Raw genomic sequence first — 22,074 nt, forward strand, 5'->3', positions numbered from 1 at the left:
GCCTTTGCTCGGCCGCGCGTTGCGGCCTATAGAAGAGGAAGAGCCATGGGTTTCCTGCAAGGCAAGCGCGCACTCATCACCGGCATCGCCAGCGAACGCTCCATCGCCAGCGGCATCGCCGAGGCCATGCACCGCGAAGGCGCGCAGCTCGCGTTCACCTACCAGACCGAAAAACTCAAGTCGCGCGTCGAGAAGGCCGCCGAAGAGTTCGGCAGCAACATCGTCATTCCGCTCGACGTCTCCAGCGATGAGCAGATCGCGCAGTGCTTCGAAGAGCTGGGCAAGCATTGGACCGACGGCTTCGACATCCTCGTCCACGCCATCGCCTACGCGCCGCGCGAAGCGATCGCCGGCCAGTTCCTCGACGGTCTGACCCGCGAGAACTTCGCCATCGCCCACGACATTTCCGCCTACTCGCTCGCTGCGATCGCCAAGGCGGCGCGTCCGCAGATGCAGGGTCGCAATGGTTCCATTCTCACCTTGAGCTACCTGGGCGCCGAACGTGCGCTGGCCGGCTACAACGTGATGGGCGTGGCGAAGGCCAGCCTCGAGGCTACGGTGCGCTACCTCGCCTACAACCTCGGCCCCGAAGGCACGCGCGTCAACGCCATTTCCGCCGGCCCGATCAAGACGCTGGCCGCCGCAGGTATTGCCGGCTTCCGCAAGATCCTGGGCCACGTGGAAGAGAACGCCCCGCTCCGCCGCACGGTCACCATCGAACAAGTCGGCAATGTCGCTGCGTTCCTGTGCTCGGATCTCGCCTCCGGCGTGACCGGCGAAGTCACCTACGTCGACTCGGGCTACAACATCCTCGGCATGACCGGCCTCGACGTCGAGTGATCGCGCGTTACGGAGCGTGAACACGAAGCATGCCCCATGAGGTGCATGCTTCCGCCGTGAACACCAGCGCGAAAGTCGGTATCTGCACGCTGGCCATCGCCTGCCTGGCGATGGCCGCTTGCAGAGATGCCGCGCACCAGCGCGAGGTCGTCATCACGCAGGCGACGTTCGGCGTCTATCGCACGCAGGAAGCCGGCCAGGTCGCACTGCAACCCACCGACATCGTTCCGCACATGGCGGGCCAGCAATACGGCTGGCTGATACGCCTGAAGACCGATCGTTCCCGCGTCCGCTGGCGCGAGGAACTGCACCTGCCCGATGCGCCCGCGACCTGGGGCAGCGAACGCATAGGCAGACGCAGCTTATCGGCGGACAAGCGCACGCTGGTCACCGAGCGCGAAGTCGAAACGCGCAGCGGTTACATCTTCAACGCCTGGCAGGTCGAGCCGGGCGACCCGGTCGGCCGTTACACCCTGCAGGTCACGGTCGAGAACGGGCCATCCGCGCGCTTCGCTTTCACGGTGAAGTAGCCGCGGCCCGATATCGCTTCACTCACGCGGCAATGCGCTCATGGCGGCAGCAGCGTGCCCTGATCGCCGATCGACAACCACTTGCTGCCGTCGTGGGTGTAGGTGACGCTCGTCAGCGCATGCTGGCGGAAGCCGATGCGCGGGATCGCGTAGACGGTGTCGTAGAGGATGAAGGCCGAGTGGCAGCCATCGACCACGCGATAGAGTTCGGTCCAGCTCCACACTGCCTCGCGATTGGCGAAGTGCGAGGCCAATGCCTGCTCGATCGCATCGATACCGATGCGCTTGGCGCCGCTGGCGAATACCGTCACCGCCCGCGCGTCGTGGCCCGCCAGCCAGGTTTCCCTGTCGAAGTCGCGGAACGACTCCATGTCCACGCGCTGGGCGAGTTCGAACTGCCGCGCGCAACCGGCCGCGTCCTGCGCAAATGCGGAGGTGCAGGTGAGTGCGATCGGTGCGAGCAGCAGGGCGGGCAGCAGCCGGGGGCCGAGAAGCGATTTCGCCTTCATGGACATTTCCTCCGTCGGGACGATTCCCGACGCCACGCTATCGCTGGCGTCGCTTGGATCGAATGCCAATCCCGCGCCGGTCCGAAGTAACCACTGCACGCGCGTGCGCCAAACTTGCGAAAAAGAAAAAGCCCGGCTTGCGCCGGGCTCTTCGTTCGACTGACCCAACGGCTGCAGGTCAGAGATTCTGTTCGACGACCTTGATCTTCATGCCGCGACGCAGCGAGGTCACCAGTTCCTTGAGCTCGGCGTCAGCGGCCACATTGGCCAGCTGATCGCGCATGCGATCGCGCTGCGCCTGCGGCATCGCGGCGATATCGCCCGGCGTGACCTTGTCCACCGTGAACAGCACGGTCGTACCGCCTGCCGATGCCTTGCCCGGCGTGGGCTTGCCGGCCGCAGGTGCAGCGGCGGCGAAGATCGCCTCCGACACGGCCGGATCCGGTACCGGCATGCCACGCTGCACGTTCGGAATCACGTTCGGCGGCGGCAGATTCTTCGACATGGCCACCTGCGCCAGCGTTTCGCCGGCGCGCAGACGCGCCAGCAACGCATCGCCTTCCTTTTCCGCCGCCTTGCGCGTGCGATCGGCCTGCACGGCGGCGATGACCTGGTCGCGCACCGAGGCGAGCGGCATCGCACGCTCCGGCGTATGCGCCGTCACGCGCAGCAGCACGCTGTGGTTCGGACCGATCTCGATGGGATCGCTGACGGTGCCGTCCTGGATACGCGTCTCGTCGAAGGCCTGACGCTTCACCGCCGGCGTAGCCAGGATGCCTTCGTTGGCATTGCGCGCCACCGGTCCCAGCGTGCGTACCGGCAGGTTGAGTTCGCGCGCCGAGGCTTCCAGCGAAGCCGGGTTCTTCAGGACGAGGTCGACGAGCTTGCCGCTCAGGTCGTTGAACGCACGCTCGCGCGCACCTTCGCTCTCTTCACGCAACAGCCTCTCGCGCACGAGGGCGAAGTCCTGCTGCTGTGCGCTCTTCACTTCGCGCAGTTGGATGATGTGCCAGCCGGAGTCGCTCTTGACCGGTTCGCTGACGTCGCCGGGCTTCAGCGCGAACAACGCTTTTTCGAAGTCGGCCGGCATGCCGCCGTCCTTCATGATCCAGCCGAGATCGCCGCCGACGCTCTTGGAGCCCGAGTCGTCGCTGTTGGCGCGCGCAAGCGCCGCGAAATCGGCACCTGGCGCCTTGGCCTGGGCGTAGATCTGGCGCGCCTTCGCTTCGGCGGCCTTCTGCGCCGCCGCGTCGGCCTTGGCGTCGACCTGGATCAGGATGTGCGAGGTCAGGCGCTGTTCCTGCTCGACGAACTGCTTCTTTTCCTCATCGTAGCGCTTGCGCAGCGCTTCTTCGTCCGGCGCCGGCACCTGCAGGTCGGCCCCGTTGATCTCGACGTATTCCAGCGAGACGGTTTCCGGCGCGCGGTAAGCGGCGGCGTGGGCGTCGTACCAGCTCTTGATTTCGGCATCGCTGACCGGCGCGGTGTCGGCCGCGGGCGGCGGCACCATGAGCACGCTGGCATCGCGCGTTTCGTACATCAGCTTGAGCAGCCGGTCGGTTTCCGCCGGCGTGTAGAAGCTGCTGTCGCCGATCGCGACGTTGATCAGCGAACCTTCGAGCCCTTCGCGCATCAGCGCTTCGAACTGCTTTTCGGTCTGCGGCGGGAACTGCGACGACAGCGCCAGGCGATAGCGCTCGTAGTTGAACTTGCCATCGACCTGGAACGCAGGAATCGACATGACTTCCTTGCGCACCATCGTGTCGCTGACGCTGACACCGGCGCTGCTCGCTGCGAGCTTCTGCACACGCTGGTTCACCAGCTGGTCGAGAATGCGCAGTTTGTTCTCCGCGCTTTCGAACCCCTTCGCATCGAAGGCCTCGCCCTGCTGCGCGCGCTGCTGCTGGCGGGTGCGTTCGAATGCGGTGCGGAATTCTTCGCGCGAGACTTCCTCATGCTCCCAGAAGGCCGAGACGGGCCACCAGGACGGCGCCGACGGCCACCAGGACGGCGGCGCGTCGATGCGCGCGGCATAGTCCTCCGCGTGCTCGACTTGGTACTGGCTGATGCCGAAGGGCACCAGGAGCAATGCAAGGAAGCCGAGGATCACCGTGGCGATCCAGCCGGAGGTCTTTTCGCGTATGGCTTGCAGCATGGGGAGACAGGTTATCTGGCGTAGCCGCGCAGTGTAGGGCGGGTTTCGACCCGCCGTCGAGCGGAGGGGCGGACGAGGGGTTCGGCTCGGCTCGCGCAGGCGAGCGCGCAAAAAAGAAACGCCCGCATCGCTGCGGGCGTTTCGAAAAAGTGGCGGAGTGGACGGGACTCGAACCCGCGACCTCCGGCGTGACAGGCCAGCATTCTAACCGACTGAACTACCACTCCGCGCTGAGCCGAAAATAATACAGACCGGAATCGCCCTGTGCAACACCTAATCTGAAATTTTCAAACACTGGTGGGTGCTGAGGGTTTCGAACCCCCGACCCTCTCCTTGTAAGGGAGACGCTCTACCGCTGAGCTAAGCACCCGGGGGCGCGAATGATAGCGCAGGCGCAGCCCCGCTGCTTTCATCGTGGCTGGCGCCATCGCGAGCGGCGGCGCTTATGCGCGCGTGCAGCGCAAAACAAAAAGCCCGGCATGGCCGGGCTTTTTGGACTTCGTTGCGAAGAGCGGATCAGTTCACCGCGTCCTTCAGCGCCTTGCCGGCCTTGAACGACGGATTCTTCGACTTCTTGATCTTGATCGTTTCGCCGGTCTTCGGGTTGCGGCCTTCGCGTGCGGCGCGCTCGCGCACCTGGAACGTACCGAAACCCACGAGGGTGACCGCGTCACCCTTCTTCAGCGCCTTGGTGATGACGCTGATCGCAGCATCGACCGCCTTCGCTGCATCGGCCTTGGAAAGTTCAGCAGCGTCGGCGACGGCGCTAACAAATTCGCCCTTGTTCATTCGTATGGACTCCATGTGCGGCAGAACGCCGCGGGTATGCAGATAACCGAAAAGCGTCCGACCTGGCCGGCAGCTTCCCGATCTAGTGGACCGCAGGATGCGCTGGTCAGCGGCAACGCGGCTGGCGCCGTTATACCAGTGGGATTGCGCGGGCCGCAACCCTGAAAGCCAGCAATGACGCGGCTTTCAGAGCATTGGACGCTTTCCGGCAGCGAATGCGACGAGCGACGTCAGTGCTTGACGTCGACCTGGGACGTCGCCGATTGCACGCCATCGGGTACCGGCAGTTCGCCGGGAGGAATCGCCGGCGTCGGCGTCACCGGACGCTCCAGCGCGACGTCGAGGACTTCGTCGATCCACTTGGCGGTGACGATCTTCATGCCCTCACTGACGGCCTTGGGCAGGTCCGCGAGATCCTTCTTGTTTTCGTCGGGAATGATCACGGTGCGAATGCCGCCACGCAGTGCAGCCAGCAGCTTTTCCTTCAGGCCGCCGATCGCGAGCACCTTGCCTCGCAAGGTGATTTCGCCAGTCATCGCCACGTCGGCCTTGACCGGATTCTTGGTCAACATCGACACCAGCGCGGTCGCCATGGCGATACCCGCACTCGGGCCATCCTTCGGTGTCGCGCCTTCCGGAACGTGCACGTGGATGTCGTGCTTCTGCAGGAAATCCAGATCGATGCCGAGACGATCGGTGCGCGCGCGCACCACGGACAGCGCCGCGGAAGCCGACTCCTTCATCACGTCGCCGAGCTGGCCGGTCAGCAGCAGTTGGCCCTTGCCCGGCACCAGCGTGGATTCGACCTGGAGCAGATCGCCGCCCACTTCGGTCCACGCCAGACCCGTGACCAGGCCGATTTCGCTCTGTTCCTCCACGCGGCCGAAGTCGTAGCGGCGCACACCCAGGTACTTGTCGAGATTCTTCGAGTTGACGGTGATCGGCTTGGGCTTGCCGCCCTTCTTCGCCTTGACGGGGCCGGCCAGCGCGATTTCCTTCACCACCTTGCGGCAGATCTTGGAGATTTCGCGCTCGAGATTGCGCACGCCGGATTCGCGCGTGTAATAGCGCACGATGTCCTGCACCACGTCTTCGGAGACCTTGATCTCTTCCGGCTTCAGGCCATTCGCCTTGATCTGCTTGGGCAGCAGGTAGCGCATGGCGATGTTGAGCTTCTCTTCCTCGGTGTAACCCGGGATGCGGATCACTTCCATGCGGTCCAGCAACGGACCGGGGATATTGAGCGAATTGGAGGTCGCGACGAACATCACCTCGGAAAGATCGAGATCGACTTCCAGGTAGTGATCGTTGAAGGCGTTGTTCTGCTCGGGATCGAGCACTTCCAACAGCGCCGACGACGGATCGCCACGGAAATCCATCGACATCTTGTCGATCTCGTCGAGTACGAACAGCGGGTTCTTGCTGCCGACCTTGTTGAGGTTCTGCACGATACGGCCCGGCATCGAACCGACGTACGTACGGCGGTGACCACGAATTTCCGCCTCGTCGCGAACGCCGCCGAGCGACATGCGCACGAATTTGCGATTGGTCGCCTTGGCGATGGACTGACCGAGCGAGGTCTTGCCCACGCCCGGCGGACCGACGAGGCAGAGGATCGCGCCGCGCATCTTCGCCACACGCGATTGCACGGCCAGGTATTCGAGGATGCGGTCCTTGACCTTCTCCAGGCCGAAATGATCGGCGTCCAGCACATCCTGCGCCGCCTTGAGATCCTTGCGGATCTTGGTGCGCTTCTTCCACGGCACGCCGAGCACCCATTCCAGGTAGTTGCGCACGACCGCGGCCTCGGCCGACATCGGCGACATCTGCTTGAGCTTGTTGAGTTCGTTGCGGGCCTTGGTCTCGACCGGCTTGGGCATGCCGGCCTCGGCGATCTTGCGGGTCAGCTCGTCGATGTCGTTGGGCGCGTCGTCGATCTCGCCGAGCTCCTTCTGGATCGCCTTCATCTGCTCGTTGAGGTAGTACTCGCGCTGGCTCTTTTCCATCTGCGACTTCACCCGGCCGCGAATGCGCTTTTCCAACTGCTGCACATCGATCTCGCCGTCGACGAGGCCGACCAGCTGTTCGAGTCGCGCGCCGATGGCATGCGTTTCCAGCAGCTTCTGCTTGTCGCTGAGGCGCACGCCCAGATGCGCTGCGATGGTGTCGGCGAGACGACCGGGCTCGTCGATGCCGGAGAGCGTCTGCATCAGCTCCGGCGGCAACTTGCGGTTGGTCTTCACGTACTGCTCGAACAGGCCCATTAGCGAGCGCGTGATCGCGTCCAGCTCGCGCTCGTCGCGGTCGAGGATCGGATCGACGACCTCGGCGCGGCCCGCCAGTGCGCCGTTGCTTTCGCCGACCTGGTCGACCGTGACGCGCGAGACGCCTTCCACCAGCACCTTGATGGTGCCGTCGGGCAGCTTCAGCAGCTGCAGGACCTGGGCGAGCGTGCCGGTTTCGTAGAGATCCTTGCCGGTCGGGTCGTCGGTCTCGGCGGAACGCTGCGCCACCAGCAGGATGCGCTTGTCGGATTCCATCGCCAGGTCGAGCGCGCGGATCGATTTGTCGCGCCCGACAAAGAGCGGAATCACCATGTGCGGAAACACGACGACATCCCGCAACGGCAGCACCGGCAGGTTCATCGTTTCGCGGTCGGAAGAGACAGTCATGGCAACTCCAGGGGATCAGGCGGGTACGTGGCACGCCGGCCATTCAGGGCAATGGGACGCGCTTCCGGACGGTTATGGGGCTGTACGCCGCAGGATGCAAGCGATGGTGTTCACTGATTGTATTTTTGGCCGAAAAGCCATAACAAATCAGGCACTTGCCGACAGGTTATCCCCGCAATCGGGGAGAGGCTAATCGCGTGCCGGCAGGCGCCCGAACGCCCGATCGGCGGCGGGTTCAGGCAGGCCAGTGCCAAAAACGACGAAGGCGGCCGAAGCCGCCTTGCCGGTTACTCGGCCGACGCCAGCTTGGGCGCCGCCGGTGGGGTCTGATAGATCAGATATGGGTCGGACTTGTGCTCGACCACGGACTCGTCCACGACCACCTTGCTGACGTTCTCCAGCGACGGCAGGTCGTACATGGTGTCGAGCAGAACGCTCTCGACGATGGTGCGCAGGCCGCGGGCGCCGGTCTTGCGCTTGAGCGCCTTCTTGGCGATGGCATTGAGCGCATCCGGGCGGAACTCCAGTTCCACGCCTTCCATGTCGAACAGCTTCTTGAACTGCTTGGTGATGGCGTTCTTGGGCTCGGTGAGGATGGTCATCAGCGCCGCCTCGTCCAGCTCTTCCAGGGTCGCGACCACCGGCAGGCGGCCGACGAATTCCGGAATCAGGCCGAACTTGATCAGATCTTCCGGCTCGACGTCCGCCAGCACCTTGCTGGCGTCGGTCTTGCGCGTGGTGCTCTTCACCTTGGCGCCGAAGCCAATCCCGCCCGCTTCGGTCGAACGCTGCTGGATGATCTTGTCCAGGCCGGCGAACGCGCCGCCGACGATGAACAGGATATTGCGCGTGTCGACCTGGAGGAATTCCTGCTGCGGGTGCTTGCGGCCGCCCTGCGGCGGGACCGAGGCGATGGTGCCTTCGATCAGCTTCAGCAGGGCCTGCTGCACGCCCTCGCCCGACACGTCGCGGGTGATCGACGGGTTGTCGCTCTTGCGCGAGATCTTGTCGATCTCGTCGATATAGACGATGCCCTGCTGCGCCTTCTCGACGTCGTAGTCGCACTTCTGCAGCAGCTTCTGGATGATGTTCTCCACGTCCTCGCCGACATAGCCGGCTTCGGTAAGCGTGGTGGCATCGGCCATCGTGAAGGGCACGTTGAGCAGGCGCGCCAGCGTTTCGGCCAGCAGGGTCTTGCCCGAACCGGTCGGGCCGACCAGCAGGATGTTCGACTTCGCCAGTTCGACGTCGTCGTTCTTCTGCCGGCTCTCGATGCGCTTGTAATGGTTGTACACGGCCACCGCGAGCGTCTTCTTCGCGCGCTGCTGGCCGATCACGTACTGATCGAGAACCTCGAGGATCTCGCGCGGCTTGGGCAGGTGGCTGCGGGCCGACTGCGCCTTCTCCTCGAGCTCCTCACGGATGATGTCGTTGCACAGCTCTACGCACTCGTCGCAGATGAAGACGCTGGGGCCTGCGATCAGCTTGCGTACTTCGTGCTGGCTTTTGCCGCAGAACGAGCAATAGAGAATCTTGTTGCTGTCGCCGCGGCCTTGTCGTTCGTCGCTCATGCCCCTGCCTTGCGTGCTGCTGTGTGCCGATTGACCGGCAGCCCGAGAATACCACAGCGTTCCGGGCTGCCTGCAGCCCGGATTTCATGCTGTTTTGTGTGCGAAATCAATAATTTCGAAAACCGGCCGGCGGCTCGTTCAGCCCGCCTGGATGGACTCTTCCGGACGCCGCTCCAGGACCTGGTCGACCAGCCCGTACTCGCGGGCGGCCTCGGCACTCTTGAAGTTGTCGCGCTCGGTGTCCCGGGCGATCGTTTCCAGGGCCTGGCCGGTGTGCTTGGACAGCACCTCGTTCAGCCTCTGGCGAAGGGTCAGGATCTCGCGGGCGTGGATGTCGATGTCCGTGGCCTGGCCCTGGAAGCCGCCCAGGGGCTGGTGGATCATCACTCGGGAGTTCGGCAGCGCGTAGCGCTTGCCCTTGGCACCGGCCGCCAGCAGCAGGGCGCCCATGGAGGCTGCCTGGCCGACGCAGATCGTGCTCACGTCGGGCTTGATGTACTGCATGGTGTCGTAGATCGCCATGCCGGCGGTGACGACGCCGCCCGGCGAGTTGATGTAGAGGCTGATGTCCTTCTCGGGGTTTTCGGCCTCGAGGAACAGCATCTGCGCCACGATGACGTTGGCGACGTGATCGTCGATGCCGCCGACGAGGAAAATCACCCGCTCCTTCAGCAGGCGCGAATAGATGTCGTATGCGCGCTCGCCGCGGCTGGTCTGTTCGACCACCATCGGAACGAGGTTCAGGGCTCGGGGCTGGTTGTCCATCGGGTCAGGCACCTGGTATGTGATGTCCGCAAGTTGGGGCCAATGATGCGCCAGCGCAAGTGGCCGCGGCACTTCTGTTTGGCGTCCTGCTAGATACGTCCCTGCAAGGCACGTTCCAGCAAGCTGCGCTTCAGACGATGCGTTCCACGCGATGGCTGCGCAGCCGCCGCAAACGAATCGGGCGCGGCTGGCGCCGCGCCCGAAAAATCGCCGTCCGGGCGCTCGGCGCCCGCGACGTAGTCCGCCTTACTGGCGAATCGCTTCGCTGAAGGACAGCGCTTGCTCGGTGTGCTGGGCGCGCTCGGCGACCCAATCGATCACCTGCTCTTCCATCACCCGCGCCTGCAGGCCGGACATCAGCTGGGCATCGTTGCGGTACAGCTCGATGACCTGCTGCGGCTCTTCGTAGGTCGAGGCGATCAGCTTGAGGGTCTCGGTGACGCGACGCGGATCCAGGCGCAGATCGTTGCGGCGGGCGATTTCGCCGACGATCAGGCCGACCAGGACGCGCTTGCGCGCCGGCTCCATGAAGCCCAGGTGGGCGTCCGCCGGGACGTCCGGAACCTGCTGGCCCTGGCGACGGATCTGCTCGACGGCCTGGTACGCCATGTTGCGGGCTTCGGCCTCGACCAGACGCGGCGGCATCTCGACATGGGTGTAGGCCGCGATGACCTGCTCGCCGACTTCGCGGCGCAGGCGGTTCATCAGCGCGCCCTTCAGCTCACGCTCGAGGTTGCTGCGGATGTCGGCGCGGAACTGGTCCGCATCGCCGCTCTTGATGCCGAAGCTCTTGATGAAGGCGGCGTCGACTTCCGGCAGCACCGGCTCGGACACCTTGGTTGCCTTCAGCTGCACCTTCACCGTGCGTCCGGCGAACTGCGGCACGCGCCAGTCGGCGGGGAATTCGACGTCGACGCTCTTTTCCTCGCCCGCCTTCATGCCGGCCAGCGCCGACTCGATCGCGGCGAACATGTTGCCCGAGCCGAGCACGGTCGCGCCGCGTTCCACGCCTTCGGCCGGCACGCGCTCATCGCCCGCCAGCGACCAGGTCTCGATTTCCACGGCGTCGCCGTCCTGGGCGGCGCGCTCAACGGCCTGCCAGGTGCGGCGCTGCAGGCGCAGATTCGCGATCATCGCGTCGATGTCGTCGTCCTGCACTTCGGCGGTGTGACGCACCACGTTGAGCTTGGCGACGTCGATGTCGCCGAAGTCCGGCACGACTTCGAAAGTAGCGGTGTAGGCGAGTTCGTCGCCGTCCTTGGGCTCGATGCGCGGGTTGCCCGCGATCTGCAGCGCGTGTTCACGCACGGCATTGCCGAAGCCTTCGCGCAGCAGCGCATCGAGGGCTTCGGCACGCACCTGCTGGCCGAAACGCTGCTCGATGACCTTCGCCGGCACCTTGCCGGGGCGGAAGCCCTTGATCTTGGCGCCGCGCGCGATTTCGCGCAGGCGGCCGTCCACCACGCTCTCGAGGCGGTCGGCCGGGAGGGTGAAGGTGACGCGGCGTTCCAGGTTGCCCAGGGTTTCGACCGAAGCTTGCATTGCTGACGACTCCTGCAGCCGCGCGGTCGCTCCCGCGGGCGGTGTTTTTGGCTGGTTGGCGGGTGGATTTGGTGCCGACGGAACGGCACGAAACCGGGCCCCGGCGGAACTTGCTAGTTTCGCTGATTACGGGGCTGGGTGCCAGTTGTGGCGCGCCGCGACCGACGTGCCGCAGCACCCAGAGACCGGAGCGCGCCGCAGCGCGTGGGAAAAACAAGGCGCCGGCGATTTACCGGCCCCTCAACCGCCAGCTCTCAGACCCGACTGACAAACCAAACGCCGGCAATTCACCGTCATCACTCGCGACGGCTCGATCACCCTACCTGACCGCCTCTTGCTAAGGCGGCGTGGTGCGAAAGGAGGGACTCGAACCCTCACGGGGTTACCCGCTGGAACCTAAATCCAGTGCGTCTACCAATTCCGCCACTTTCGCATGGGCGAATTCTAGCCGGGAGTTGCCGCCAGGCAAAAAAACAAAAACGCCCGGTTTTACCCGGGCGTTTCGTGTTTGGTGGGCCGTCAAGGATTCGAACCTTGGACCTATTGATTAAGAGTCAACTGCTCTACCAACTGAGCTAACGGCCCCGAACAACGGGAGCGAAATTGTAAGCAAACCGTTTGTGTTTAGCAAACCTGTTTGGCAAACCAACTTCGCAAACTGGGGTGGCTGAGGGGACTCGAACCCCCGACATCTGGAATCACAATCCAGTACTCTAACCAACTGAGCTACAGCCACCGTAAAGCTATTTTTCACTGCAATTTGGCGCGCCCGGCGGGACTCGAACCCACAACCACCGGCTTAGAAGGCCGGTGCTCTATCCGGTTGAGCTACGGGCGCGAGATTCGCATCTTAGCTGACCCGTACTAACTAACAGAGCGGATGGTCGGGGCAGAGGGATTCGAACCCACGACATCCAGCTCCCAAAGCTGGCGCTCTACCAGGCTGAGCTATACCCCGAAGCCGGTACTTCCGTGCGCACCAACGCCGCGAAAGGCCGGACATTTTGGTGGCATGTGTCGGCAGTGTCAATGACGAAACGGCACCTCGATCCGTTCATTGCCGGCCGGGACGCGGAATTTCTCAACTTTCCGCGCCCGCCATTTCCGGCGACACCACCGCGGCCGATCGCCGCGATGGCCACAGCATGAAGCCGATCGCCACTGCACCCAGCAACCATGCGTAGTGCACGTTGCCCGCCAACGCCAGCGGCGATACAGAGCCGAGCGAAGCCGCCAGCAGGATCTGCGCGCCGTACGGCAGGATGCCCTGGGTGACGCACGCATAAATGTCCAGAACGCTGGCGGCACGCGCCGGCGGCACACCGTGCTCCACCGCGATATCGCGCGCGAGCCCGCCGCTGATGAGGATGGCGACCGTGTTGTTGGCGGTGAACGCATCCGTGGTCGCCGACAGCGCCGCAATGCTGATCTCGCCGGCACGGCGGCTCTTGTGCCCACGCGCGAAGCGGTCGATCACCTTGGCCAGCCATGCCAGACCGCCCGTGGCCTTCATCAGCGCACCGAGGCCGCCCACCAACAGCGACAACAGGGTGATTTCGACCATGCTTTCGAAGCCATCCCAGATATGCGCGGCGTACGCCGGCAATCCGAAGTCATCCGTGAGCGCCGCTCCGATCACGCCCGCCAACACCAGGCCGATGCCGAGCACCAGGATCACGTCCAGGCCCAGCAACGCCAGCGCCAGCACGACCACGTAAGGCAATACCAGCCACGGCGACGCGGGCTCCAGCGTCTGCACCGGCGCGGTTTCGCCGATGAAGCCCAGTACCACCAGCGTGGCCAGCGCCGCGGGCAAGGCGAGCTTCAAGTTCTCGCGAAATTTGTCGCGCATGGAGCATCCCTGCGTGCGGCTGGCGACGATCGCCGTGTCCGAAATCACCGACAGGTTGTCGCCGAACGTGGCGCCGCCGATCACCGCGCCCAGTACCAGCGCACGATCCAGTCCCGACGCATCGGACACGCCGAGCGCAATCGGCGCGACCGCAGCGATCGTTCCCATCGACGTGCCCAGCGAGAGCGAAATGAAGCCGGCGACCACGAACAACGCCGGCAGCAGCAGCGCGGGATGCACATGGCCGATACCGAGCGACACGATCGCATCGACCGCCCCGATCGCCTTGGACACTTCGACGAATCCACCCGCCAGCAGGAAGATGAGGCACATCAGCACCACGTTCTGGTCGCCCATTCCTTGCAGCAGGGTTTCCAGCGGCTTCAAGCCGCGACGCCAGGCGATGAACGCCGCCAGCGCCAAGGCCGGGAGAATCGCGACCGGGGCACGCAGCTGATAGAAGCCCATCGCTTCGCCATGCACGGTGAAGTACACGCCTGCTCCAAAGAACAGGGCCAGGAACAGCAGCAAGGGCGTCAGCGCCAGTGCGCTGGCGACGGGCCGCTGCGCGGGGGCCTTATCCATCTTTCTATCCGGATGAAATGATTGATGGCGAATTTTGCAGTGCAGCATCGCCCCTGTCGAGCCTGGAAATGCGGAACAGCGCAGTGACGGCCATGGAACGGCCTCAACTGCGCGATCAGGGACTCCGGAAAACAAAACGGGGCGCCTCGCGGCGCCCCGTTCAGCTCAAAGGATTGCGTTCGCTCAGATCCGGCTGGCAATCGCCTTGGCGAAACTCATGGTCGTGCCCTCGCCGCCCAGGTCCGGGGTCAGGGAGTCCTTGGCCTCCAAGGTAGCGATGATGGCGGCGCGCAGGCGCTCGGCCTTCTCGCACTGGCCCAGGTGGTCGAGCATCTGCGCCGCGCCCAGCAGCAACGCGCAGGGATTGGCGATGCCCTTGCCGGCGATGTCCGGCGCGGAACCGTGCACGGCTTCGAAGATCGCCGCGTCGGTGCCGATATTGGCGCCCGGAGCCAGTCCCAGGCCGCCCACCAGACCGGCGCACAGGTCGGAAATGATGTCGCCGAACAGGTTGGTGGTGACGATGATGTCGAACTGCTCCGGCTTCATCACCAGCTGCATGCAGGTGTTGTCGACGATCATCTCGTTGCACTGGATGTCCGGGTATTCCGCGGCGACCGCGCGTGCGGTCTTGAGGAACAGGCCCGAGGTCGACTTCAGGATGTTGGCCTTGTGCACCACCGTGACCTTCTTGCGGCCAGTCTTGCGCGCCAGCTCGAAGGCGTAGCGGACGATGCGCTCGGAACCGCGGCGCGTCACCTTCTGGGTCAGCACGGCGGTCTCGCCGTCTTCCGACAGCGCCTGGCCTTCGCCGATGTACGCGCCTTCGGTGTTTTCGCGGACCGTGATCAGGTCGACGCCGGTCGGGAAGCGCGACTTGGTGTTCGGGAACGACTTGGCCGGACGCACGTTGGCGTACAGATCGAAGCGCTTGCGCAGCTCGACGTTGATCGAAGAAAAGCCCTCGCCCACCGGCGTAGTCAACGGCGACTTCAACGCAATGCGGTTCTTGCGGATCGAGTCCATCGTCGCGGCGGGCAGCAGCTCGCCGTGCTTTTCCAGCGCGACCAAACCGGCATCGGCGAACTCGTACTGCAGGCCCAGATTCATCGAATCCAGCACTTGCAGGGTGGCATCCATGATTTCCGGGCCGATGCCGTCGCCGCGGATGACAGTGATCGTTGTCATTTGATTTGAAAGTTCCAGACAGGCCGACGCCACGCTCGGGGCGTGGCGCCGTAAAGGGGCTTTAGAACTTGCAATTATGGCAGATGCGGCGTCCCGCCGTACGCCTGCGAACCTTCAACCGTGGTCGTGGGCGGCGGGCGCATCGGCACTGCCGCCCTCCAACTGATCCAGGAAATCGACCGCGCGGCGAAGGTGCGGAATGACGATCGAGCCGCCGACCACCAGGCCGACCGAGAAAGCCTCGAACATCTCGTCGCGGTTGACTCCCGCTTCCTTGCATTGGGCGACGTGATAGCTGATGCAGTCGTCGCAGCGCAGGACCAGCGAAGCGACCAGGCCGAGCAGCTCCTTGGTCTTCACGTCCAGCGCGCCGGCCTGATAGGTCTGCGTGTCGAGCGCGAAGAAGCGGCGTACGACCTGGTTGGGCTCGGCCAGGATCCGCTCGTTCATTCTTTTGCGGAAGGCGGAGAATTCCGCGACGCGGTCCTTTTCGCCAGCGCCCTTGTCGCCACCGCCGCTCATGCCGCACCCGCCAGCAGCGGCTCGAAACCGCCCGCGCGATGCAGGGCCATCATGTCGTCGTAGCCGCCGACATGGGTCTCGCCGACGAAGATCTGCGGCACGCTGGTCCGGCGGGTGATCGCCACCATCTTCTCGCGCTCGACCGGATCGGTGTCGACACGGACCTCCGACCACGTCAGGCCCTTGCTCTTGAGGAAATTCTTGGCAGCCACGCAGTAGGGGCACACCGCCGTGGTGTAGATGAGAATACGAGGGGTGTCGCTCAAGACCGTCTCCAGGAAACTTGCGGAAAATTTGCTGGTCGAAATATGGGACCCGGGCCCCTTGTTTTCCATCCTAGCGACGGAACAGTGACTTGCGGTGATGTCCCGTCACAGATGCGTAGCCCGGCCGTGCGCCGTACTTATTAACTTGTTCTATTAACTTGTGATTCACACCGGCCGCCCGGCGGACACGCATCCTCCCCAGACCAGCTAAACCCAGACCAGCTAAACCCAGCCCGGCTTACCCAAGGAATTCCGCTTGCGTCGTATCACCCTGCTCTCCGCCGCGCTTGTCTTTGGCCTGGCCACGCTGTGCGCCGACGCCCAGGAGGCACGGCTGCCCGACATCGGCTCCTCGGCCGGCGAACTGCTCACGCCGCACCGGCAGCAGGAATACGGCAGCATGATGCTGGCGCAGCTGCGCCACTACGACTACACGCTGGAAGATCCGCTGATCGCCAGCTGGCTGGACACGCTCGGCACGCGGCTCGCGGCCAATAGCGACAAGCCGCAGCACCCCTTCACCTTCTTCATGCTGCGCGAGCGTCAGATCAATGCGTTCGCGACCCTGGGCGGCTATGTCGGCGTGAACTCCGGACTGGTGCTCGCGGCAGATCGCGAGGACGAAGTCGCCGCCGTGCTCTCGCACGAGATCGCGCACGTCACCCAGCAGCACGTGCTGCGCGGTGTCGAGCGCGCGCAACGCGACAGCATTCCGATTCTGCTGGCCATGCTCGGCGCGGTGGTCGCGGCGCAGGCGGCCGGCGGCAATTCCTCGGACGATGCGATCCAGGCCGCCGTCGTTTCCGCGCAGGGCCTGATGCAGCAGCGCCAGATCGATTACACGCGCTCGAACGAAGCCGAAGCCGACCGCATCGGCATCCAGACCCTGTCGCGCAGTCACTACGACACGGCGGCGATGGCGGAGTTCTTCGGCACGCTCAACTCGCGCTCGCGCGCGAACCGCGCGGGTTACTACGGTGAGACACCCAGCTATCTGATGACGCATCCGGTCACCACGACCCGCATCAGCGAAGCCAAGGACCTGGCAGCGAAGATGGCGCGCGCGCCCGCCCGCTTCAGCGCCGATATTCAAACCGACAATCCGCTGCTGCCAGGTGGACTCAAGATGGGAACTACCGCGTTGAGCGGAGGTACCGGACAGTTCGAGTTCGCGCGCGAACGGCTGCGCGTACTCAGCGCGGAATCGCCCAGCGACGCCATTCGCGAATACGAACAACTGGGCAAATCCAAACCGCTCACCGAAGCGCAGCGTTACGGCCTGGCCGTGGCGAAGCTTCGCGCCAACCAGGGCGCAGCGGCCGCGACAGCCTTGTCCGAATTGCTGGCCAAGCACCCCGGCGACCTGTGGCTGAGCCTGGCGCTGGGCGAAGCCGAGGCCCGCGCCGGAAAGGCGGACGCCGCCGACGCGCGCTTCGAAGCCATCCTCCAGACCATGCCGCAAAACCGCCCGGCGGCGCTCACTTACGCCCGTGTTCTCTCGGAGCGGAATACCACCGCCTCCGGCAAGCGTGCGCAGGCCGTTCTGCGTCCGCTACTTGGGCGTTCAGGAGACGATCCCGAGTTCCAGCAGGCGTTCGCCCGGGCCAGCGAGATCGCCGGCGATCCAGTCCGCGCCGGCGAGGCCTACGCCGAAGCCGCCTACCTCAACGGCCGCGCCGAAGCCGCCCTGGTCCAGCTCAACACGCTCAAGCGCCGCCCCGACCTCGACTATTACGCCCGGGCCCGCATCGACGCCCGTATCGCCGCGATCACCCCGACGGTCCTGGAACTGAAACGCCAGGGCATCGAGGACGAAGATCTGAAACGTCGCTAGCCGCCGCCAACCGCGGCAAAACCTGACTCATCTACGGCACACCGTACGGTGTCACCGAGTCGTCACAAAACGGTAGTGTACTGGTGCGGCTTCAGGCTCTCAGCCCTTCCCCCGACCGGTGACCCGTGCAGAAGCGCATTCTCATCGTTGAAGACGAACCCGCCATCCGCGACATGGTCTCCTTCGCCCTGCGCAAGGGTGAATACGACCCCGTCCACGCCGGCGACGCCCGCGAGGCGCAAGCCGCCATCGCCGATCGCGTCCCCGACCTGATCCTGCTCGACTGGATGCTGCCCGGCACCAGCGGCCTCGAACTCGCCCGCCGCTGGCGCAAGGAACAGCTCACCCGCGAAGTCCCAATCATCATGCTCACCGCCCGTGGCGAGGAGAATGATCGCGTCGGCGGCCTCGAGGCGGGCGTCGATGACTACGTAGTCAAGCCCTTCTCCGCCCGCGAACTGCTGGCCCGGATCCGCGCCGTGCTGCGCCGTTCGCGCGAGGACGACGAAGACGGCAGCGTCGGCGTCGGCCCGCTACGCATCGACGGCGCCGCGCACCGCGTCTTCGCCCATACCGACGGCCACGAGCAGCCGGTCCAGATCGGTCCTACCGAATACCGCCTGCTGCATTTCTTCATGACCCATCCCGAGCGCGTCTACTCGCGCACGCAGCTGCTCGACCATGTGTGGGGCGGCAGCGTGTACGTGGAGGAGCGCACCGTCGACGTGCACATCCGCCGCCTGCGCAAGACCCTCGAGCCGCATCAGCTCGACGGTATGGTGCAGACGGTACGCGGCGCCGGCTATCGCTTTTCCGCCGCGGTGGAGGCCTGAAACGGGCGGACGCGGAACACCGCACGCCGTCGGAATGAGCGGCAAAATGCGATGAGCGCGCCACATTGCGCACGCATCCTTCCCTGACAATCGCTGCTTCTTCGAACGGATTCCCTTCTGCCATGCCGCCCCGCGCCCGCTCCGCCTGGTTCCGCACCCTGGGTCAGCTCGCCCTGGTCCTGGCCGCGGCGGCGCTGGTGGGCCTGCTGGTCGGCCGCCCCTGGCAAGTCATCACCTTTGGCGCGCTGGGCGTGGTGGCCTGGCACTACTGGCGCCTGCGCAAGCTGCTGATGCGGCTGACCGCGCGCCAGCGCTACACCCCGCCACTGGGCGAAGGCACCTGGAACGAACTCGATCGCCTGCTCCATCGCGGCCAGCAGGAGATGCGCGGCCGCAAACGCCGCCTGATCGAAATGCTGCGGGCGTACCGCGCCGCCGCGGCGGCCTTGCCCGACGCGATCGTCGTGGTCGAACGCAACAGCCAGCGCATCCAGTGGTTCAACGAATCCGCGCGCGGCCTGCTGCATCTTGGCTACCCGCAAGACATCGGCGCGCCGCTCGCTAGCCGGCTGCAGCCACTGCAGCTGTCGCATTGGCTCGCCTCAGGCCGCAACGCCGATCCACTGGAAGTGACTTCGCCCTGGAACTCGACGGTCACGCTCAGCCTGCGCCTGATTCCCTACTCCGAGAACCTCTGGCTGCTGGTCGCGCGCGACGTCACTCGACTGCTGCAGCTGGAACAGATGCGCCGCGACTTCGTCGCCAACGTCTCGCATGAGCTGCGTACGCCGTTGACCGTCGTCCACGGCTACCTCGACATGCTCGATCCGACCGAGCATCCCGATTGGGCGCCCATGGTCGCCGAGATGCAACGCCAGTCGCAGCGCATGACCCAGCTGGTCGAGGACCTGCTCACGCTCTCGCGCCTGGAATCGGCCGACGAGCTGGCGCATGAGGAAACCATCGCCATGCCGGCCATGCTCAACACGCTGCGTCGCGAGGCCATGGCGCTGAGCCAGAACCGCCACGAGATCAGCGTCGAAGACAGCGCCGGCGTCGACCTGTTCGGTTCCAACAAGGAACTGCACAGCGCGTTCTCCAACCTCGTGAGCAATGCGATCCGCTACACCCCAGCCGGCGGCCACATCACCATCCGCTTGCGCAACGACAAACCCGAACGTCTCGCCAGCGGCGCGCTCGCCAAGGATGCGGGCGTGGTGCTGGAAGTGGCCGACACCGGCTACGGCATTCCGGCCGCGCACCTGCCGCGCATCACCGAGCGCTTCTACCGCGTCTCGACCAGCCGGTCGCGCGAGAGCGGCGGCACCGGCCTGGGCTTGTCGATCGTCAAGCACGTGCTCAACCTGCATCAGGCGCGCCTGGACATCACCAGCGAAGTCGGACGCGGCAGTACGTTCTCCTGCCACTTCGGCGCCGAGCGCGTGCGCCCGCGCGAACCCTTGGACATTGCATTGCCATGAAGCCTGCCGCCGAAGTCACCGCCAGCGCCGCCAACGCCGGCATGTACGATCCCGGCAACGAAGCCGACCGCCTGCGCGATCCGGCGCTGTACTTCAACCGCGAACTGTCGCAGCTGGATTTCAACTTCCGTGTGCTGGCGCAGGCGCAGGATGCGTCGATTCCGCTGCTCGAGCGGCTGCGTTACCTGTGCATTTCCTGCACCAACCTCGATGAGTTCTTCGAGATCCGCGCCGGCACCCTGCGCCACGCGCAGGACCTGGGCCTGGCGCCCGGTGCCGATGGCCTGGCGCCGGTCGCGGTGCTCGCGCGCATCCACGACCGCGCCGCCGAACTGGTGAAAGACCAGTACGAATGCTGGAACAACGTGCTGCGTCCCGCGCTCGCCGACAACGGCGTGCGCGTCCTGCACCGCGACGGCTGGACCGAGCAACAGACCGAGTGGCTGCGCACGTATTTCCGCGAAGAGATCATGCCGGTGCTGTCGCCGCTCGGCCTGGACCCGGCGCATCCGTTCCCGAAGATCCTCAACAAGTCGCTGAACATCGTCGTCGTGCTCAAAGGCCGCGACGCCTTCGGCCGCGCCGGCAATCTCGCCATCGTGCGCGCGCCGCGTTCGCTGCCGCGGATCATCCAGTTGCCGGAAGAGGTCTCGGGCGGTCCGCACGACTTCGTGTTCCTGTCGGCGGTGCTGTCGGCGTTCGTCGACGAACTCTTCCCAGGCATGAAGGTCGAGGGTGCGTACCAGTTCCGCGTGACCCGCAATTCCGAACTGGTGGTCGACGAGGAAGAAGTCGACAACATCGCCCTGGCCCTGCGCGACGAACTCGCCGGCCGCGGCTATCTGCGCGCGGTGCGCCTGGAGATCGCCGAGCAGTGCCCGAAGCCGATCGTGCGCACGCTGCTGGAAAACTTCGATCTGCCGGAAAACGCGGTCTATCGCATCAACGGTCCGGTCAACCTCAACCGTGTCATCCAGGTCTACGACCTGGTGCAGCGGACCGATCTGAAATTCCCGCCCTTCCAGCCGCGTGTGCTGCCCGGACTGGAAGGCATGTTCGACATGATCGGCGCGCGCGACGTGCTGCTGCACCATCCGTTCGAATCGTTCGCACCCGTGCTCGAACTGATCAAGCAGGCGGCCGAGGACCCGAACGTCCTGGCGATCAAGCAGACGCTATACCGCACCGGCAAGGACTCGCCGATCGTCGATCACCTCGTGCAGGCCGCGCGCAACGGCAAGGACGTCACCGTGGTGGTCGAGCTGCGCGCGCGCTTCGACGAGGAAGCCAATCTCGGCCTCGCCGATCGCTTGCAGGACGCCGGCGTGCAGGTGGTGTACGGCGTCGTCGGCTACAAGACGCACGCGAAGATGCTGCTGATCGTGCGCCGCGAGGGCCGCAAGCTGCGCCGCTACGTGCACCTGGGCACCGGCAATTACCACAGTGGCACGGCCCGCGTGTATACCGACTTCGGACTGCTCACGTCGGATCCGGACATCGGCGCCGACGTGCACCAGATCTTCCAGCAGATCTCCGGCCTGGCGCCCGTGATCAAGCTCAAGCGCCTGCTGCAGTCGCCGTTCACCCTGCATGCCGGCGTGCTCAAGCGCATCGACCGCGAAACCAGGCACGCCAAGGCCGGCAAGCCCGCGCGCATCGTCGCCAAGATGAATGCTCTCAACGAGCCGCAGGTGGTGCGCGCGCTTTACCAGGCATCTCAAGCCGGAGTGCAGATCGACCTGATCGTGCGCGGCGCCTGCACGCTGCGGCCGGGCGTACCTGGCGTTTCAGACAACATCCGCGTGCGTTCCATCGTCGGCCGCTTCCTCGAACACCACCGCGTGTACTGGTTCGCCAACGACGGCGCGCCCGATCTGTTCTGCTCCAGCGCCGACTGGCTCGAACGCAATCTTCTGCGCCGCGTCGAGACCGCCTTCCCTCTCGTCGACCCGGATCTGTCCAAGCGGGTATTCGACGAAGCACTCGCGAACTACCTCGTCGACAACGTCAGCGCCTGGGAGCTGCATGCCGAAGGCGGTTACGAGCGCGTGCATCCGCAAGGCGACGTCCCTCCGCACTCGGCGCAGGGCGCATTGCTGGCGAAGATCTGCAGCTAGATCAGTCAGCCCATTGCTTTGAT

The 22,074-nt window shown here is 65.0% G+C and carries 17 protein-coding genes and 7 tRNA genes; 6 read left to right on the forward strand and 18 right to left on the reverse strand.

The genetic code is table 11. The annotated features are described in order from the left end of the window. The first annotated feature begins 45 nt into the window (after positions 1 to 45). Together ACYVJ8_RS15140 and ACYVJ8_RS15145 are read left to right on the forward strand one after the other, a co-directional pair. Complete coding sequence (locus ACYVJ8_RS15140) at positions 46 to 840, forward strand: enoyl-ACP reductase FabI (protein ID WP_460713914.1); 795 nt, start codon at positions 46 to 48, stop codon at positions 838 to 840. 56 nt (positions 841 to 896) lie between these two features. Further along, positions 897 to 1,370, forward strand: coding sequence for a hypothetical protein (locus tag ACYVJ8_RS15145; protein ID WP_460713916.1), 474 nt, complete (start codon positions 897 to 899; stop codon positions 1,368 to 1,370). A 38-nt stretch (positions 1,371 to 1,408) separates the two neighbouring features. On the opposite strand, the gene ACYVJ8_RS15150 is transcribed toward ACYVJ8_RS15145, so the two are convergent. From ACYVJ8_RS15150 to grxC, 18 genes are all read right to left on the reverse strand, one after another. After that, a complete protein-coding gene (locus tag ACYVJ8_RS15150; RefSeq protein WP_460713918.1) occupies positions 1,409 to 1,879 on the reverse strand; it encodes a hypothetical protein in 471 nt (156 codons plus the stop codon). Positions 1,880 to 2,057: 178 nt separating this feature from the next. Continuing rightward, positions 2,058 to 4,034 carry a peptidyl-prolyl cis-trans isomerase gene (locus ACYVJ8_RS15155; RefSeq protein WP_460713920.1) on the reverse strand — a complete coding sequence of 659 codons (1,977 nt, stop codon included), beginning with the start codon at positions 4,032 to 4,034 and terminating at the stop codon, positions 2,058 to 2,060. 150 nt (positions 4,035 to 4,184) lie between these two features. Beyond that, positions 4,185 to 4,261, reverse strand: a tRNA-Asp gene (locus ACYVJ8_RS15160). A gap of 68 nt (positions 4,262 to 4,329) precedes the next feature. Continuing rightward, positions 4,330 to 4,404, reverse strand: a tRNA-Val gene (locus tag ACYVJ8_RS15165). Positions 4,405 to 4,550: 146 nt separating this feature from the next. Continuing rightward, complete coding sequence (locus ACYVJ8_RS15170; protein WP_460713922.1) at positions 4,551 to 4,823, reverse strand: HU family DNA-binding protein; 273 nt, start codon at positions 4,821 to 4,823, stop codon at positions 4,551 to 4,553. A gap of 230 nt (positions 4,824 to 5,053) precedes the next feature. After that, the gene (gene lon, locus ACYVJ8_RS15175; RefSeq protein WP_460713924.1) at positions 5,054 to 7,495 is read right to left on the reverse strand and encodes an endopeptidase La; all 2,442 of its coding nucleotides are present in this window, start codon (positions 7,493 to 7,495) and stop codon (positions 5,054 to 5,056) included. Positions 7,496 to 7,782: 287 nt separating this feature from the next. Further along, on the reverse strand, positions 7,783 to 9,066 hold the full coding sequence (clpX, locus tag ACYVJ8_RS15180; protein ID WP_460713926.1) for an ATP-dependent Clp protease ATP-binding subunit ClpX: 1,284 nt from the start codon (positions 9,064 to 9,066) through the stop codon (positions 7,783 to 7,785). Positions 9,067 to 9,204: 138 nt separating this feature from the next. Then, positions 9,205 to 9,831, reverse strand: coding sequence for an ATP-dependent Clp endopeptidase proteolytic subunit ClpP (gene clpP, locus ACYVJ8_RS15185; protein ID WP_460713928.1), 627 nt, complete (start codon positions 9,829 to 9,831; stop codon positions 9,205 to 9,207). A gap of 246 nt (positions 9,832 to 10,077) precedes the next feature. Then, entirely contained in the window at positions 10,078 to 11,373 is a 1,296-nt protein-coding gene (gene tig, locus ACYVJ8_RS15190; protein WP_460713930.1) for a trigger factor, read from the reverse strand. Between the two features lie 348 nt (positions 11,374 to 11,721). Then, positions 11,722 to 11,806: transfer RNA gene (locus ACYVJ8_RS15195), tRNA-Leu, on the reverse strand. A 76-nt stretch (positions 11,807 to 11,882) separates the two neighbouring features. Further along, positions 11,883 to 11,958, reverse strand: a tRNA-Lys gene (locus tag ACYVJ8_RS15200). Between the two features lie 74 nt (positions 11,959 to 12,032). Further along, positions 12,033 to 12,109 (reverse strand) — tRNA-His (locus ACYVJ8_RS15205). 25 nt (positions 12,110 to 12,134) lie between these two features. Beyond that, positions 12,135 to 12,211 (reverse strand) — tRNA-Arg (locus ACYVJ8_RS15210). 43 nt (positions 12,212 to 12,254) lie between these two features. Beyond that, positions 12,255 to 12,331, reverse strand: a tRNA-Pro gene (locus tag ACYVJ8_RS15215). A 123-nt stretch (positions 12,332 to 12,454) separates the two neighbouring features. Beyond that, positions 12,455 to 13,810, reverse strand: coding sequence for a Na+/H+ antiporter NhaC family protein (locus ACYVJ8_RS15220; protein WP_460713932.1), 1,356 nt, complete (start codon positions 13,808 to 13,810; stop codon positions 12,455 to 12,457). A 183-nt stretch (positions 13,811 to 13,993) separates the two neighbouring features. Beyond that, a complete protein-coding gene (locus ACYVJ8_RS15225) occupies positions 13,994 to 14,998 on the reverse strand; it encodes an isocitrate dehydrogenase (protein WP_460713934.1) in 1,005 nt (334 codons plus the stop codon). Positions 14,999 to 15,112: 114 nt separating this feature from the next. Then, positions 15,113 to 15,520, reverse strand: a complete 408-nt coding sequence (locus ACYVJ8_RS15230) for a carboxymuconolactone decarboxylase family protein (RefSeq protein WP_460713936.1) — start codon at positions 15,518 to 15,520, stop codon at positions 15,113 to 15,115. Continuing rightward, positions 15,517 to 15,786 carry a glutaredoxin 3 gene (gene grxC / locus ACYVJ8_RS15235; RefSeq protein ID WP_460713938.1) on the reverse strand — a complete coding sequence of 90 codons (270 nt, stop codon included), beginning with the start codon at positions 15,784 to 15,786 and terminating at the stop codon, positions 15,517 to 15,519. The genes ACYVJ8_RS15230 and grxC overlap by 4 nt, the downstream gene beginning before the upstream one ends. Before the next feature lie 256 nt (positions 15,787 to 16,042). Between grxC and ACYVJ8_RS15240 the strand changes: the two genes are divergently transcribed. The 4 genes from ACYVJ8_RS15240 (at position 16,043) to ppk1 (ending at position 22,051) form a co-directional block, all read left to right on the forward strand. Further along, entirely contained in the window at positions 16,043 to 17,620 is a 1,578-nt protein-coding gene (locus tag ACYVJ8_RS15240) for a M48 family metalloprotease (RefSeq protein ID WP_460713940.1), read from the forward strand. 125 nt (positions 17,621 to 17,745) lie between these two features. After that, positions 17,746 to 18,453 (forward strand): phosphate regulon transcriptional regulator PhoB, encoded by a 708-nt coding sequence (gene phoB, locus ACYVJ8_RS15245; protein WP_460713942.1) that lies wholly within the window; start codon positions 17,746 to 17,748, stop codon positions 18,451 to 18,453. A gap of 122 nt (positions 18,454 to 18,575) precedes the next feature. Continuing rightward, a complete protein-coding gene (phoR, locus tag ACYVJ8_RS15250) occupies positions 18,576 to 19,934 on the forward strand; it encodes a phosphate regulon sensor histidine kinase PhoR (protein WP_460713944.1) in 1,359 nt (452 codons plus the stop codon). 41 nt (positions 19,935 to 19,975) lie between these two features. Next, positions 19,976 to 22,051, forward strand: a complete 2,076-nt coding sequence (gene ppk1, locus ACYVJ8_RS15255; protein ID WP_460714409.1) for a polyphosphate kinase 1 — start codon at positions 19,976 to 19,978, stop codon at positions 22,049 to 22,051. Positions 22,052 to 22,074 lie beyond the last annotated feature (23 nt).

The organism is Lysobacter terrae, from assembly GCF_054782215.1.

Coding starts and splice junctions, on each gene's coding strand:
- ACYVJ8_RS15140 (WP_460713914.1), top strand. CDS start 46: ATGGGTTTCCTGCAAGGCAAGCGCGCACTCATCACCGGCATCGCCAGC.
- ACYVJ8_RS15150 (WP_460713918.1), bottom strand. CDS start 1,879: ATGAAGGCGAAATCGCTTCTCGGCCCCCGGCTGCTGCCCGCCCTGCTG.
- ACYVJ8_RS15155 (WP_460713920.1), bottom strand. CDS start 4,034: ATGCTGCAAGCCATACGCGAAAAGACCTCCGGCTGGATCGCCACGGTG.
- ACYVJ8_RS15170 (WP_460713922.1), bottom strand. CDS start 4,823: ATGAACAAGGGCGAATTTGTTAGCGCCGTCGCCGACGCTGCTGAACTT.
- lon (WP_460713924.1), bottom strand. CDS start 7,495: ATGACTGTCTCTTCCGACCGCGAAACGATGAACCTGCCGGTGCTGCCG.
- clpX (WP_460713926.1), bottom strand. CDS start 9,066: ATGAGCGACGAACGACAAGGCCGCGGCGACAGCAACAAGATTCTCTAT.
- clpP (WP_460713928.1), bottom strand. CDS start 9,831: ATGGACAACCAGCCCCGAGCCCTGAACCTCGTTCCGATGGTGGTCGAA.
- tig (WP_460713930.1), bottom strand. CDS start 11,373: ATGCAAGCTTCGGTCGAAACCCTGGGCAACCTGGAACGCCGCGTCACC.
- ACYVJ8_RS15220 (WP_460713932.1), bottom strand. CDS start 13,810: ATGGATAAGGCCCCCGCGCAGCGGCCCGTCGCCAGCGCACTGGCGCTG.
- ACYVJ8_RS15225 (WP_460713934.1), bottom strand. CDS start 14,998: ATGACAACGATCACTGTCATCCGCGGCGACGGCATCGGCCCGGAAATC.
- ACYVJ8_RS15230 (WP_460713936.1), bottom strand. CDS start 15,520: ATGAGCGGCGGTGGCGACAAGGGCGCTGGCGAAAAGGACCGCGTCGCG.
- phoR (WP_460713944.1), top strand. CDS start 18,576: ATGCCGCCCCGCGCCCGCTCCGCCTGGTTCCGCACCCTGGGTCAGCTC.
- ppk1 (WP_460714409.1), top strand. CDS start 19,976: ATGTACGATCCCGGCAACGAAGCCGACCGCCTGCGCGATCCGGCGCTG.